Here is a 14,126-nt window from a genome sequence, read left to right on the forward strand (position 1 = left end):
ATTACTCCATATGCATGTGTTAACTCAAAATTTTGAGCAATTTGCTATGGGGGAAGTGCGGCTTTCTTATCTGAACAATCTGTTGTTGCTGTTTTTTAATATGATCATTAATGGACTTAGCATATCACGCAACGTGAAATGCTAAGTCTTTTTTGATTGCTATATTTCCAGATCAGGAGGAAATCATGCCAAAATTTAAGAAGTTTTTAGTTGGTGCTATTGCAGTTTTGGGCACTGCTTTACTTGCTGGGTGCTCTAACTCAGCTAAAAAACAAGCTGATAGCGGTACACCAAAGTCTCTCAACGTGCAGTTCGTACCGAGCGTTTCTGCTAATACTCTGGAGACTAAGGCCAAACCATTAGAAAAAATGCTATCAAAGCGTCTGGGAATTCCAGTTCACGTTTCAGTTTCAACAAGTGGTAATGCACTGGTAGAAGCAATGAAATCCAAAAAAATAGATGTCGGTTTTTTACCAGGTGATGACTATGTGCAGGCGCATAAACAGCATGCAGCTGATGTTTTATTACAGTCAGAGCGTTTTGGTTTAACTAGACCAGATGGTAACTGGACTAAAAAGTTAGTTCATACTTTCCATTCCGAAATTCTAGTTAGAAAAGACTCTGGTATCAAGAGCTGGAGGGATCTTAAAGGTAAGAAAATTTCAATTCAAAGCCCAACTTCAACTTCTGGTTATATTTTCCCAGTTGCCGAATTAAAGCAAAAGGGACTGGATGTTCCTCGTAGCTGCAAGCTGGTTACTACAACTGGACATGATCAGGCAGTTCTGAATGTTTTAAATAAAGATACTGATGCAGCTTTTGTTTTTGAGGATGCCCGTAATAATGTTATTAAGGACAACCCTAAGATTAAATCGCAAGTAGTGCCAATTTATTACACAACAGAAATTCCTAATGATACTATTTCTGTCATTCCGAGTTTGTCAAAATCCTTCCGGGAAAAGTTAGCTAATGCATTTATTGCTATTGGTAAATCTAAAGAAGGTAGAAAAGTAATCGAACGCGTTTATTCACATGAAGGATATGTCAAAGCTAAAGATAGTGACTATGACACTGTTCGTAAGTATGAAAAAATTGCTGAGTCAATTAAAAAGTAATTAAGCTTATAAATAATTACTATAAAGTGCATCTTTTGTTGTTTGAACAGGAAAAGATGCATTTTTTGTACTTAAAATATTGAATTAATATGGTTAAGAATAAGTTTTTATAATAATTTGCAATTATTGCTTTAGCAAATAGAAAAAGATTGTTTTAATGATTTTAATTAAAAAGCAACTTTTTAAGTTTATATCAAGTTATCGAACAGTTTCAAACATTGACAAACAAAAAGGAACAGCTATAATTAAAATGAACTAAGTTAGTTGCTTAATCTAGTTTAAGAAGTAGGGTACTAATGTTAAAAAGTGAAAGACTGAAAACTATTTTACAAGTAGTAAAAACCCAGAAATTTGTCACAGTTGATGAATTGGCACAGGCTTTAAAAGTGTCTGACATGACAATTAGACGAGATCTTAATGAACTGCATAAAGCAAATAAAATTTTGCGTATTCACGGTGGTGCACAGTTATTGTCTGATCAAATCAGGACTGAAAAAAGTTATCAGCAAAAACGTGAAATTCATAGTAAAGAAAAATATGAAGTAGCAAAAAGGGCTTGTAATTTGATTCATGAAAATGATTCAATTTACGTTGGTCCTGGAACAACTTTAGAACTGTTGGTTGCTAATTTAAAAGTTAAGCATCTTAGGATTGTTACTAATTCATTGCCTGTATTTGAAGCTGCCAAAAATAATATGAATGATTACGATTTAATTATGGTTGGTGGCTCATACCGAAGAATTAGTGGTGCTTTTGTAGGTGCTTTGGCCAATAATGAACTGAAAACTATGTCATTTTCTGTGGGTTTTGTTGGTGTTAATGGCATTAAAGATACTTCCTTGACAACTGCTAACTTAGAGGAGGGTCAAACCGAAGGTATTGGATTAGATCATTCACAAATAAAATTTGTGGCTGCTGATTATACTAAATTGGATCATAGTGATTTTCACCAATTTTATGATTTGCGCAATGTGGATGGTTTAATTACTAATCGGGAAATTGAGCCTGAGTTGGAAAAGCATTACAGTCAATTTACGACTATTTATAAGTAGTTTTTTGAGAGGAGATTTGGCTATGAAGGTTGTCATTGGTAGTGACAAGGCAGGTTTTACCTTAAAAGAAAAAGTAAAAGATTACCTGAAGGCACATCAATATGATGTTTTGGATGTTACTCCGGAACCCGCTGAGGATTTTGTGGAATCTAGTTTAAAGGTAACTCATGAAGTATTAGACAATGGCATTAAAAAAGCTATTATGTTCGACGAATACGGTGTAGGATCTGCCATGGCGTCAAATAAGGTTAAAGGTATGGTTACCGCAAATGTTAATGAAGAAAGAACTGCACATATGACTGCTATGCACAATGGTGCAAAAGCTATTGCTTTAGGTAGTGGTATTGTGGGTGAAAAACTGGCTTATTCAATCGTGCAACATTATTTGGATACTGAATATGCTGGTGGCCGCCATCAAGTGCGTTTGAATATGCTTGAAAAAATGATTTAAGGAGGCTTACTGATGCTAGATAATGATAGACCACAGCCCGAGTTTGTTGATCCTAAAAATGATAAGCATATGGTCATTGCTTTAGGAAATGATCATATTGTTACTTCTGTCAAAATGGCTATTTCTGATCATTTAAAAGAAGAGGGATATCAGGTCATTGATGAAGGTACTCATGATAATACCAGAACCCACTATCCAATTTACGGTAAACGTGTTGCTGAAGACGTTGCTGATGGTCGTGCCGATTTAGGTATTGTCCTTTGTGGTACTGGTATCGGTATCTCAACTGCTGCAGATAAAAACGAGGGAGTTCGTGCAGCTATGGTTGGTGATGTTGCTCAAGCTGAATATGCTCGACGGGAATTGAATGCCAATGTTTTAGGCTTTGGTGGTATAGTTTTAGGACGAGACTTTATTTTTGACATTGTCGACTCATTCTTAAATGCCAAATATGAGTCTACTCCCGAAAGACAAAATTTAATTGCCAAAATTGATGGTATTGCCAAACCAAATCCAGACCAAAAGGATAACGTACACTTCTTTGATGAAGAAAATAAGAAGTGGGCTGAAGGCATATACCACGACTAATATGGTAAATAGTATAAAGATATAGAATTATAATTTAATCGCACATAAAGCCATGATTTGAAGGTCATGGCTTTTTCTTGCTTGAAAATAAGAGAAAAAATTATGAGAAATAAATTGATGATTATAACAAAACATCGCTCGAATAACTACCTGAAGTCAAATAGTCCATTTAAACTGGTTAAAAATAGATAATCTGTTTGTTTTTTATCATATTTTTTAAAAAAGCGTTTGCATTTTTCTTTACCATTAAATATAATAGCAATAGACAAGTGAACAAAAACTAACATATTCAAACAAAAGCGAAAAACTTGTCTATTGTTAAGGAGGCCTAATTTGTGAAAGAAAATAACTTGTTCTCTGCGAATGCAGTATTTGTAAGTGATGCGTCGGATCCAACCACAATTTTTAAAGAAGTTTCAGATAAATTACTTGCTCTTAATTTGGTCAAAGACGGCTTTTTCAATGGAATTAGCCAGCGTGAACAACAATATCCGACTGGCATAGATACTTCGCCAATTGCAAAGGAATTGCCAAATATTGCTGTACCGCATACTGAAGGTGAGTTTGTTAATACATGTTTGATAGTACCTGTTGCTTTAAAAGCACCAGTACCCTTTAAAAATATGATTGTACCTGATCAGAGTTTGCCAGTAAAATTTCTGTTTATGATCTTGAATAATAATCCAGAAGGACAAGCAAACATTTTAGCACAAATTATGGACTTTCTTAGACTCACACCAGTTTCAAAGTTACAAACATTATTCAATCTTACCAAAACTGATAAAATTTATCAGTTCTTAAGTAAGAATTTTAGTCAACAGTAGGAGGGCTTTTTATGAGCAGAGAAGTAAAATTTATAGCTGCATGTGGTGCTGGGGTAAACTCATCCCACCAAATTAAGGATGCAGTTGAAGAAGAAATGAGAAAGCGTGGTTATAACGTTAAAGTTGATGCCTATATGATTAAAGATGTCAATGAAGATCTTTTATCACATTATGATGGCTATTTAACAATTGCCAAAACTGATCTTTCCTTTAAACCAAAAATTCCGTTAATTGATGCAGGAGCAATTTTGTATCGTATACCAGCTATGGCTAAACCAGTTTATGACAATGTAGAAAAAGTTGTTAAAGAAATTAGTGCTGAATAAGATTTCAAGAGGAAATAAAAATGAATGGGATAATTAGTTTCGCTAACTCACTTTTTAAACCTTTAATTGATATGGGTGCTGCCGCAATAATGTTAATTGTTTTAACATTAATTGCAGTACTCTTTCGTGTCAAGTTTACTAAGGCCTTAGAAGGTGGCTTGAAATTAGCTATTGCTATCACAGCGATAGGTAATGTTATGAATATGTTGACTACAGCATTTCAAAAACCAATGTTGCAATTCGTTAAGCACACTGGCATTCACATGGATATGCAAGATATGGGTTGGGCACCACTTGCTACTATAACTTGGGGTTCACCATATACCTTGTTTTATCTGTTAGTTTTAATTATTTTGAATGTTGTTCTGTTGATATTAAACAAGACAAACACTCTTGACGTAGATATCTTTGATGTTTGGCATCTGGCATTTGATGGCTTATTCTGTGTTTATGTTGGTGCTCCTCTTTGGCTGTCAACCTTATTGGTACTTTTCATTGGTACTATGAAAATCATTAACTCTGACTTAATGAAGCCTACATTTAATGATTTGTTAGATGCCCCTGAAGGTAACCCAATGACTACTACTCATATGAACTATATGATGAATCCAATCATCATGGTGTTTAACAAGTTCTTTGACAAATGTCTGCCTTGGCTAGACAAATTTGACTTTGACTCTACTAAATTGAACGAAAAAATCGGTTTCTGGGGCAGTAGATTTGCTATTGGTGTTTACCTTGGTGTGTTCGTTTCCTTGCTAGCAGGTAATAACTTTGCAACTGAGCAGGGGTGGAAAGATATGTTCACGCTATCATTTATTGGTGGTTCATGTATTGAATTATTCTCTGTAATTGGTTCGTGGTTCATTGCGTCCGTTGAGCCTTTGTCTCAAGGTATTGCTGATTTTGCGACTAAGAAATTTTCTGGCCGTACCTTTAATATTGGACTTGACTGGCCATTCTTAGCTGGTCGTTCCGAAATTTGGGCAGCTGCTAATGTATTGGCTCCAATTATGATGCTTGAAGCAATGGTTTTGCCTGGTAACAGGTTAATGCCCTTAGGCGGAATCATCGCTATGGGTGTTACTCCAGCTTTGCTAGTTGTTACTCGTGGTAAAATTATTCGGATGATTATCATTGGGACAATTGAATTACCTATCTTCCTTTGGGCTGGTACTATGGTTGGTCCTTTTGTTACCAACATGGCCCACTCTGTAGGTGCTGCTATTCCTGCACATACCCTGGTTTCAGACACTACTATGGAAGGTCCAGTTGAAAAATTCTTGGCTTACTTAGTTGGAAATGCTTGGAAACAACAAGGAATGTTTATTGTTTATGCCTTAATCGCTTTGGCAGTTTACCTTCTTTTATTCATCTGGTATGCAAAACAAATGAAGAAGAGAAATGCAGAATATGCTGCAGCAAAAAAGGCTAAATAATCATTGGAATGTATTGGCTTAAGGGTGATCAAATTGAAGAAAACAAAAGTATCAGATAAAGAAAAGGCTAGAAGGAATCGTATCCTTTTTTGGGCAGTTGTTGTAATTGTGGTTAACTTGCTACAGATTTTATTTAAGAATTGGATAACAAGTCTAATTGCCATGGTTGGTACAATCTATGCCTTATATCGTATTGTTGTTTTTGATAATCCTAAAAATCGCCTTAGTCAAAAATACTATGATTGGAAAGGCAATAAGCTAAGTAAATAGATAACTTTAAATGCCATTAGGAAATTTTGTCCTAACGGCATTATTATTTCTTAAGATTGCAAATATTATGTTTTTTAATGAATTCAGGAGTTAAGAAATGAAAAAGGCAAAAAAGCTTATTAATCTTATAGCAGCTTCAGTGACACTGTTTCTAGTGAGTGTTTCAACAAAGAATACTATTTTGGCTGCAGAAAACGATTTGCCCGAAATGGGTCAAAAGGCAAATGTTACTTTTGATAAGTATTCACTGATGATTAATGGAGTAAGGACTCCAATATACTCAGGAGAATTTGAATATTGGCGTTTGCCAAGTCAATCTCTATGGCTTGATGTCCTGGAAAAAATGAAATCAGAAGGGTTCAATGCAGTAACAATTTACTTTAATTGGGGTTTTCATTCACCAAAACAGGGTGTATATGATTTTTCCGGAATTCGAAATGTTGATAAGCTATTAAAAATGGCACAAGATGTTGGACTATATGTTATAGCTCGTCCAGGACCTTATATTAATGCTGAAACAGACGCAGGAGGCTTTCCCGGGTGGCTGCTAACACAAAAAGGAAGAGCCAGATCTTCAGATGCTGACTATACCCAAAGCTATAATGAATGGCTAGATCATATAGATCCCATTATTGCTAAACATCAAATTACTAATGGTGGCAATGTTATATTGTATCAAATTGAAAATGAATATACTGGTTGGAAACGTGATTCACAATACATGGAAGACTTGAAAAATAAAGTCAAAAAAGATGGCATAACCGTTCCAACATTTCATAATGACAAAAGTGGACCGCAGGGTACATGGGCTAGTGGTAAAGGAGCACCAGATATGTATGCTTTTGATCGGTATCCGGGTTTAGGTAATGTTGGAGCACTACCAAATACCTTTGAGGATCCACATACTAAAGGCTGGGGAATTAAATCACCAATCTTTTTAGCTGAATTAGGAAATGGCTGGTTTGATCCCTGGGCAGGAAAGGGTTACAGTTATTGGCGTGAACAACGTGGCACGGCTGCAGAAAATATTATTAATAAGCATATTATAGGTGAAGGTGGTACCATAATAAGTTCCTATATGACTTATGGGGGGACATCTTGGGGCTACTTGCCTTTCCCTGGCGGTTATACTTCATATGATTATGGCGCGGCAATTAATGAATATCGGCAGTTAGATGATAAAACAGCTCAACAAAAGAAGATTGGATTAATGCTACAAAGTGTTAAACCAATTGCAAAAACTGATCTGGTTTCTGAAAATACATCTTCAGACAATACATTTTATTTGATCCAAAGAGAAAATCCAGATACAAAAACAAAATTTTATTTTGTCCGGCATAATAAAACCAATTCTAACAATGATGATACTTATAATTTGCCAATAAAAACAGGAGAAATTGATACTACAGAGCCAATAAGAATAAATGGAAAAAATTCTAAAGTTATAATTGCCAATTATAACTTTGGTAAACAGCATTTAGTATATTCTACTAATGAAATTTTTACTAACTTTTCTAATGGTAGTGATGATGTGGCTGTAGTATATAGTGGCAATGGTGATCAAAATAAAACAGTACTTAAATATGATTCAGAGCCAGATGTGAAAGTTAAGACAGGAAAAGTAGATGTAAAATGGGATGATAATAATAAAACTTTAAGTTTATCTAATCAATTTGATGGTCTCGCAAATGTTCAAATAACCAGCAATGAAAAATCATTACGTTTGATCATGGGATCTTATGATCAAATGAATAACTTATGGGAGAAAAAAACTGATCAAGGAACTGTTTTAATTGATGGACCTTATTTAGTTAGAACTGCCAAATCGGAAAATAAAACGCTGAATTTGAGTGGTGATAGTTCAAAAGCGGTTGAAATGAAAGTTTTTTGTCCTAAAGATATCAATGAAATAACTTGGAATGGCCAACCACTTAATACGAAAAGTAGTTTTGAATGGGAAGTTGGATCCATTCCTGGAATCGATCAAGATAAAGTTGTTTTACCAGAACTGAATAATTGGCGATATCATGATGCGACTTTCGAAGCTGATCCTAAATTTGACGACTCAAATTGGCAGACTGCCAACAAAGACAGTTCTAATAGTATAACTAATTTTACAGGTAAACATGTTTTATTTGCAGATGATTATGGCTTTCACCATGGTAATGTCTGGTATCGGGGTCACTTTAATTCAGATGGCAAAGAAAAAACTATTAAATTAAATGCAATTACGGGCAATTATGGTGCATACTCAGTTTGGCTTAATGGTCATTTTATGGGTAGCTGTGAAATGGAAAAAGACGAAAGTAAGCAAAAAGATTTTACGATTGACTCTTCATGGCTTGAAAAGGGCAAAGACAATATAATTTCTGTTTTAGTTGCAAATATGGGTCACGATGAAGACGGCAATAATAAGGATACTCAAAAAACTGCTAGAGGCCTTATAGACGCCAGCGTAGAAAGAGAAAGGGAAAATGGAGCTGACGTTACATGGAAACTTCAAGGCAATATAAATGGAGAAGATATAACTGATACAGTTAGAGGATCTTACAACCTTGGCGGACTTTATGGTGAACGTCATGGCTGGTATTTACCCGGGTTTGATTCTTCATCTTGGAAGAAAATAACTTTACCTGATCAGGTATCGTCGCCTGGAGTTGCTTGGTATAATACAGATTTTGATCTAAATATTCCCCAAAATTATGACGTACCTATTTCTTTAAAAATAAGTGATGATACTTTTGGCCCTAACGGGGCAAAATATCGAGCATATATATATATTAATGGTTGGTTGTACGGCCAATATATTAATAATGCTGGACCACAACAAGAATTTTATTTGCCTTCAGGTTTATTAAATGAACAAGGACATAATGAAATTTCAATTGCAGTTTGGAGTCTTGATGCTCAAAGTGCAAAATTAGGTAAAGTAAGTCTCGAGGCAAAGGGAGCTTATAATACACCACATACTGTAAATGTTGAAAAGTCACCTACATATCAAGAGCTTTTCAAGCATTACGAAAATTCTGATCATAAAACAAGTAACGAAAATATTATTAGTTTACCAACGAGTGACAGTAAGGATAACATTAATCAGTCTGCAACTGACGAAACTGTGGTAGAAAATAAGAAGCATGGAGTAAAAAAGAAAGTTATGCATAATGCATATGTGTATGATGAAAATGGTAAAAAAACCAAGGTAAAGATGATTCGCTCTGGCAAAGTAATTTTGACTTATGGGAAAATTTCCATTAAAGGTAGGAAATTTTATGTTATAAATAACAATAAGTATATTGCCGCGGGTAATATTGATGGTAGTAAAAAAGTTCTTATTCATAATGCGTATATTTATAATGAGCAGGGTAAACGAAGAAATAAAAAAGTTTTAAAAAAGAACCGTAAAATTTTGACTTTTGGCTCTCCTCGTCAGATAAGAAATAAAAAATATTATATTATTGGAATTAACAAGTATATTAAGATGAGCAATTTTGTCAAAAGGAAATAAGTTCATTAAATAATGATTCTTAAGGAGTAGCCTTTGAATAAGAAAAAAGCATTGGAATATTTTCCAATGCTTTTTATGTTCCATTAATTGCTAATATTGTTGACTAGTGTATATAAATTCAATTTTAATCAAAAAAATTATGTTGAATTTTCTAAAAAATCAAATTGCAATGAAACGCTTTCTTTGATAAACTTTAAGTGGTATCAACCAGTTTAATAAGGAGGGGGAATTAATGGGAAAACCACTTTATCGGCAAGTTATTTTAGACTTGGAAAAACAAATAAAAGATATGAAGCCAAATGCTAAATTACCAAGTGAGAGGCAATTACTAGTTAAATATGGTGTTAGTCGTAATACTATTAGATTGGCGTTGCAAGATCTTGAAGAAAGGGGATTAATATATCGCCTTCATGGTAAAGGTACTTTTGTTTCAAGTACTTTTCTTAATCAACCTAATATTGGTGGGATGTATTCTTTCTCAGAAGAATTAAAGCGAGCAGGACAAAAAGCGTCAACCAAAAATCAAAGTTTAGAACTGATAATTCCAAATAATAATATTGCAGCACAATTAAATCTAACTTCAAATGAAAAAGCATATAAGCTTATTCGTTTGCGTCTTGCTGACAATGAGCCGCGCATTTTTAGCACCTCGTATTTACCGGAGAAATTATTTTCCGAACTTAGTTTAAACGATTTAAATGCTAAGCCACTTTATGATGTCATGAAAGAAAAATATGACCAAATTAGTGTAATGGCGTTTGAGGATGTTGAAGCTGTTTGTCTTAATCAAGAAGAAAGCAGAAATCTGGCGGAGAAGGTCGGCTCACCAAGTTTAAAGATTTTTCGGAAGACTATTAATGATAAAAATGTACCAATTGAGTTTACGATTTCTTTAGCTAGAGGCGATAAGTTTGTTTATCGTTCACGTCAATATAATGAATTATTTTAGATAATATAAAGGAAGGTAAAAATAAATGTTTTCAAAAACAGATGCAGAATTAGAAAAATTGGGTGCAAAAATTACTACTCGTGAAATTGAGCAGCAACCTGAATTATGGCAACAAACCTGGTCCATTTATCAGAATAACAAAACTAAAATCACTGATTTTTTGAACCAAATAAATCAAAAATGGGGTAAAGTCAGAGTAATTTTTACCGGTGCTGGCACTAGTGCATATGTCGGAAATACTATCATGCCATATTTACAAAAAAATGGCGATAGAAAAAAATACGATTTTGAGGCAATTGATACCACAAAAATTGTCTCTACTCCTGAAGATTATCTAGCAAAAGATACTCCGACAATTCTGGTTTCATTTGCACGTAGTGGCAATTCACCTGAATCTGTAGCTACTGTTGAATTAGCTAAAAAATTAGTCACGAATTTATATCAAATAGCAATTACTTGTGCTCCAGAAGGACACTTGGCGCAGGATCTAGAAGGTGATCCTACTGGCCTTGTTTTATTGATGCCAGAAAAGTCTTTAGATCAGGGCTTTGCTATGACTGGTTCATTTTCTTGCATGAGTTTAATGGCACTACTTGTGTTTGATACTTTGACTGATGAAAATAAAGAACATATTGTTAGTCAAATTGCCCAAATGGGTAAAAGCGTCATTGACAGAGAGGATAAAATTCAATCTTTAGTTGACATTGACTTTAATCGCATTACTTATATAGGTAGTGGTAGCTTAGGTGGTTTGGCTGAAGAAACACGGCTTAAGATTTTGGAATTAACTGCAGGAGAAGTAGCGGCTTTATTTGATACATCAATGGGATTACGCCACGGTCCTAAGTCATTCTTAGATAAAAAGACAATTGTTTTTGATTTTGTTTCTAATGATACTTATACCAGACAATACGATTTAGATATTTTGAATGAAATTAAAGATGATCAAATCGTACCGCTGGTGATGGCTGTCGGTCAGGAAAAGGAGGGTCAGGATTTCTCAGGAAAATCTTTCATGTTTGCTGAGAAAAAATTATTGCCCGATGCCTACTTAACTTTACCTGATGTCATGTTTGGTCAGACAATAGCTTTGTTAACTTCTATTAAGGTTAATAATAAGCCTGATACACCATCACCAACTGGTACAGTTAATCGTGTAGTTAAGGGTGTTACAATTCACGAATTCAATTAATGTGCTTTTGTTATGGGTACTAAAGGTAAAAATATGTTTTTAATAATAACCGTTTTAAATATAAAAATACAGGTTGACAAAAATTGGTTGGTACCTTATCATAAAGTGTGAAAGCGTTTTATGTAATATTTAGATTTCCTTGAAAGATAAGGAGGAATAAAACATGAATATTGTGGGAGCAAGAGTTGATGAACGCTTGGTTCATGGGCAAGTGGCTAATTTATGGACACCCCAGTTGCAAGTAGAACGGATTATTGTTCTGGACGAAAAAGCAGCTAAAGATGATATTCAAAAGAGTGGTCTTAGAATGGCTACCCCAATGTCTACCAGATTGAGCGTTTTACCAACAGAAGTTGCTGCAGATCATTTAAAGAAAAACCGTTACGGTAAGCAAAGACTGTTTCTGGTAGCAAAAAAGCCCGATAAGTTTCTTGACGTGCTTAACATGGGTATTAGGCTTGATACAATTAATGTTGGTAATATGTCCAAACAAGATGACACTACTGAATTGACTAAGCAAGTTAATATCAATGAGCATGAAGCCGATGTTTTTAGAGAGATTTCTGGCAAAGGCGTTAACTTAATTGCCCAATTAAATCCTAGTGTTGAGTCACGGGATTTGATGAAATTAATTAATGAAAAGATGAAGTAGGAGGAGAAAAATGGCTTGGTGGCAAATATTACTGCTTACTTTGTATGCAGGATTAGAAATTTTAGATGAATTGCAAATTTATTCATCATTAAACACACCAGTTGGTGCTGGATTGATCGCCGGTCTGATCATGGGAGATCTGCCTACCGGTTTGTTTATCGGCGCGTCAATGCAGTTGACAGTTTTAGGTATCGGTACTTTTGGTGGTGCTTCAAGAATTGACGCTACTACCGGTACAGTTTTGGCAACAGCATTTTCAACTAGTATTAAAGGTATGAGTCCTCAAACAGCTATTTCTTCAATTGCTGTTCCAGTTGCTGCTATTATGATTGAATTGGACGTTTTGGCAAGATTTGCAAACACTTACTTTTCACACAGAATTGATCACTTGATTGATCAAGATAAGATTAACTATAAGGCAGTTGAAAGAAATGTTTTATATGGTGCAATTCCATGGTCACTTTCACGTGCAGTTCCTGTCTTTATTGCATTAGCCTTTGGACAAGGATTGGTACAACAAATTGCAAATGCCTTAAATGGAGACTTGTTGTGGCTGGGTAATGGTTTAACTGTTGCTGGTGCTACATTACCAGCTGTTGGTTTTGCTGTTTTGCTTCGGTACTTACCAGTTAAGAGACATGCAGCATATTTGATCCTTGGCTTTACAATTACGACTTTGTTCTCAGTTCTGTTTAGTGGAATGCAAGCTTTGGGTACAGGCCTGTCGGCTGTTAACAAAGGTTTCACCACTATTTTCAATGGCTTGCCAATGCTTGCTATTGCAATGTTAGGATTAGCTCTTGCAATCTTACATTACAAGAATATTCCTATAAATAAAGGTACTGCTCAAGTACAGAGTACTGAAAGTCAAAGTAATGATACAAGTTCAAGCTCTGATAATGATGAAGGAGAGATTACTGATGACGAACTCTAAACCAAAATATAAATTAACTGATCAAGACTTTAATCAAATTAACCGCAGATCTTTGTTTGGCTACCAGTTAGGTTGGAACTACGAAAGAATGCAGAATAGTGGTTACTTGTATACTATTTTGCCGCAATTGAGAAAAATTTATGGTGATGACACCCCCGAATTAAAGGAAATGATGAAGACTCATATGCAGTTCTTCAACACTTCTAATTTCTTTAACACTATTATTACTGGTCTAGATCTTGCTGTTGAGGAAAATGAAGGTATCGAAGGGAAAGATACTGTTACGGGTATTAAAGTTGGTCTGATGGGTTCTTTCGCCGCAATCGGTGACTCAATCTTTGCCTCTTTAATTCCAACTATTTTCGGTGCGTTGGCTGCTTCCATGGCTACTCAAGGAAACCCAGTTGGTGTATTTATTTGGGTAATTGCCTGCCTTTTGATTTGTGTCTTCCGTTGGAAGCAACTACACTTTGCCTATGATAAAGGTGTTTCTCTTGTTACTGACATGAGAGATCGTTTAAACGCTTTAACTGATTCCGCTACAGTTTTGGGTGTATTTATGGTTGGTGCACTTGTTGCCACTATGGTTAATATCAAGTTCTCTTGGGCACCACAAATCGGCAAAGTTACTATGAATGTTCAAAATAATTTGGACATGATTCTTCCTAAGTTGTTACCAGCAGCTGTCGTAGGCTTTGTTTACTGGCTTCTTGGTAAGAAAGGTATGACTTCAACAAAAGCAATCTTTATTGTTTTAATACTTTGTATTGTTTTAGGTGGCCTTGGAGTTATTGCTAAGATATAATTAAATTTGGTAGTAGCTTTAAGC

The 14,126-nt window shown here is 34.9% G+C and carries 14 protein-coding genes; all 14 read left to right on the top strand.

The genetic code is table 11. The features are described from left to right. The first annotated feature begins 185 nt into the window (after nt 1-185). Nucleotides 186-1,115, top strand: coding sequence for a phosphate/phosphite/phosphonate ABC transporter substrate-binding protein (phnD, locus tag ERK18_RS08240; RefSeq protein ID WP_046331650.1), 930 nt, complete (start codon nt 186-188; stop codon nt 1,113-1,115). A 296-nt stretch (nt 1,116-1,411) separates the two neighbouring features. Continuing rightward, nucleotides 1,412-2,167 carry a DeoR/GlpR family DNA-binding transcription regulator gene (locus ERK18_RS08245; protein WP_187155059.1) on the top strand — a complete coding sequence of 252 codons (756 nt, stop codon included), beginning with the start codon at nt 1,412-1,414 and terminating at the stop codon, nt 2,165-2,167. Between the two features lie 22 nt (nt 2,168-2,189). Then, nucleotides 2,190-2,618 (top strand): galactose-6-phosphate isomerase subunit LacA, encoded by a 429-nt coding sequence (gene lacA / locus ERK18_RS08250; RefSeq protein ID WP_187155060.1) that lies wholly within the window; start codon nt 2,190-2,192, stop codon nt 2,616-2,618. Between the two features lie 69 nt (nt 2,619-2,687). After that, nucleotides 2,688-3,206, top strand: a complete 519-nt coding sequence (lacB, locus tag ERK18_RS08255) for a galactose-6-phosphate isomerase subunit LacB (protein ID WP_187155106.1) — start codon at nt 2,688-2,690, stop codon at nt 3,204-3,206. A gap of 335 nt (nt 3,207-3,541) precedes the next feature. Beyond that, a complete protein-coding gene (locus ERK18_RS08260) occupies nt 3,542-4,030 on the top strand; it encodes a PTS sugar transporter subunit IIA (protein ID WP_187155061.1) in 489 nt (162 codons plus the stop codon). An 11-nt stretch (nt 4,031-4,041) separates the two neighbouring features. Beyond that, nucleotides 4,042-4,356, top strand: coding sequence for a PTS sugar transporter subunit IIB (locus ERK18_RS08265; RefSeq protein WP_187155062.1), 315 nt, complete (start codon nt 4,042-4,044; stop codon nt 4,354-4,356). Between the two features lie 20 nt (nt 4,357-4,376). Beyond that, nucleotides 4,377-5,795: a PTS transporter subunit IIC gene (locus tag ERK18_RS08270; RefSeq protein ID WP_187155063.1), complete on the top strand. Its 1,419-nt coding sequence runs from the start codon at nt 4,377-4,379 to the stop codon at nt 5,793-5,795. A gap of 24 nt (nt 5,796-5,819) precedes the next feature. Further along, nucleotides 5,820-6,065: a hypothetical protein gene (locus ERK18_RS08275; protein ID WP_046332906.1), complete on the top strand. Its 246-nt coding sequence runs from the start codon at nt 5,820-5,822 to the stop codon at nt 6,063-6,065. A gap of 97 nt (nt 6,066-6,162) precedes the next feature. Then, nucleotides 6,163-9,570: a beta-galactosidase gene (locus tag ERK18_RS08280; RefSeq protein ID WP_187155064.1), complete on the top strand. Its 3,408-nt coding sequence runs from the start codon at nt 6,163-6,165 to the stop codon at nt 9,568-9,570. A 232-nt stretch (nt 9,571-9,802) separates the two neighbouring features. Beyond that, entirely contained in the window at nt 9,803-10,519 is a 717-nt protein-coding gene (locus tag ERK18_RS08285) for a GntR family transcriptional regulator (protein WP_187155065.1), read from the top strand. 25 nt (nt 10,520-10,544) lie between these two features. Beyond that, a complete protein-coding gene (locus tag ERK18_RS08290) occupies nt 10,545-11,711 on the top strand; it encodes an SIS domain-containing protein (RefSeq protein WP_187155066.1) in 1,167 nt (388 codons plus the stop codon). Nucleotides 11,712-11,874: 163 nt separating this feature from the next. Then, on the top strand, nt 11,875-12,363 hold the full coding sequence (locus ERK18_RS08295) for a PTS sugar transporter subunit IIB (protein WP_187155067.1): 489 nt from the start codon (nt 11,875-11,877) through the stop codon (nt 12,361-12,363). Between the two features lie 10 nt (nt 12,364-12,373). Next, complete coding sequence (locus ERK18_RS08300) at nt 12,374-13,297, top strand: PTS mannose/fructose/sorbose/N-acetylgalactosamine transporter subunit IIC (RefSeq protein WP_187155068.1); 924 nt, start codon at nt 12,374-12,376, stop codon at nt 13,295-13,297. Next, nucleotides 13,284-14,102 carry a PTS system mannose/fructose/sorbose family transporter subunit IID gene (locus ERK18_RS08305; protein WP_187155069.1) on the top strand — a complete coding sequence of 273 codons (819 nt, stop codon included), beginning with the start codon at nt 13,284-13,286 and terminating at the stop codon, nt 14,100-14,102. Before ERK18_RS08300 ends, ERK18_RS08305 begins: the two co-directional genes overlap by 14 nt. Nucleotides 14,103-14,126: the final 24 nt, after the last annotated feature.

It is taken from the genome of Lactobacillus kimbladii, from assembly GCF_014323605.1.
GTDB lineage: Bacteria > Bacillota > Bacilli > Lactobacillales > Lactobacillaceae > Lactobacillus > Lactobacillus kimbladii_B.

Bases quoted from the DNA above. Each gene is read 5' to 3' on its own strand.
- phnD (WP_046331650.1), top strand. From the start codon at position 186: ATGCCAAAATTTAAGAAGTTTTTAGTTGGTGCTATTGCAGTTTTGGGC.
- ERK18_RS08245 (WP_187155059.1), top strand. From the start codon at position 1,412: ATGTTAAAAAGTGAAAGACTGAAAACTATTTTACAAGTAGTAAAAACC.
- lacA (WP_187155060.1), top strand. From the start codon at position 2,190: ATGAAGGTTGTCATTGGTAGTGACAAGGCAGGTTTTACCTTAAAAGAA.
- lacB (WP_187155106.1), top strand. From the start codon at position 2,688: ATGGTCATTGCTTTAGGAAATGATCATATTGTTACTTCTGTCAAAATG.
- ERK18_RS08265 (WP_187155062.1), top strand. From the start codon at position 4,042: ATGAGCAGAGAAGTAAAATTTATAGCTGCATGTGGTGCTGGGGTAAAC.
- ERK18_RS08270 (WP_187155063.1), top strand. From the start codon at position 4,377: ATGAATGGGATAATTAGTTTCGCTAACTCACTTTTTAAACCTTTAATT.
- ERK18_RS08280 (WP_187155064.1), top strand. From the start codon at position 6,163: ATGAAAAAGGCAAAAAAGCTTATTAATCTTATAGCAGCTTCAGTGACA.
- ERK18_RS08285 (WP_187155065.1), top strand. From the start codon at position 9,803: ATGGGAAAACCACTTTATCGGCAAGTTATTTTAGACTTGGAAAAACAA.
- ERK18_RS08290 (WP_187155066.1), top strand. From the start codon at position 10,545: ATGTTTTCAAAAACAGATGCAGAATTAGAAAAATTGGGTGCAAAAATT.
- ERK18_RS08295 (WP_187155067.1), top strand. From the start codon at position 11,875: ATGAATATTGTGGGAGCAAGAGTTGATGAACGCTTGGTTCATGGGCAA.
- ERK18_RS08300 (WP_187155068.1), top strand. From the start codon at position 12,374: ATGGCTTGGTGGCAAATATTACTGCTTACTTTGTATGCAGGATTAGAA.
- ERK18_RS08305 (WP_187155069.1), top strand. From the start codon at position 13,284: ATGACGAACTCTAAACCAAAATATAAATTAACTGATCAAGACTTTAAT.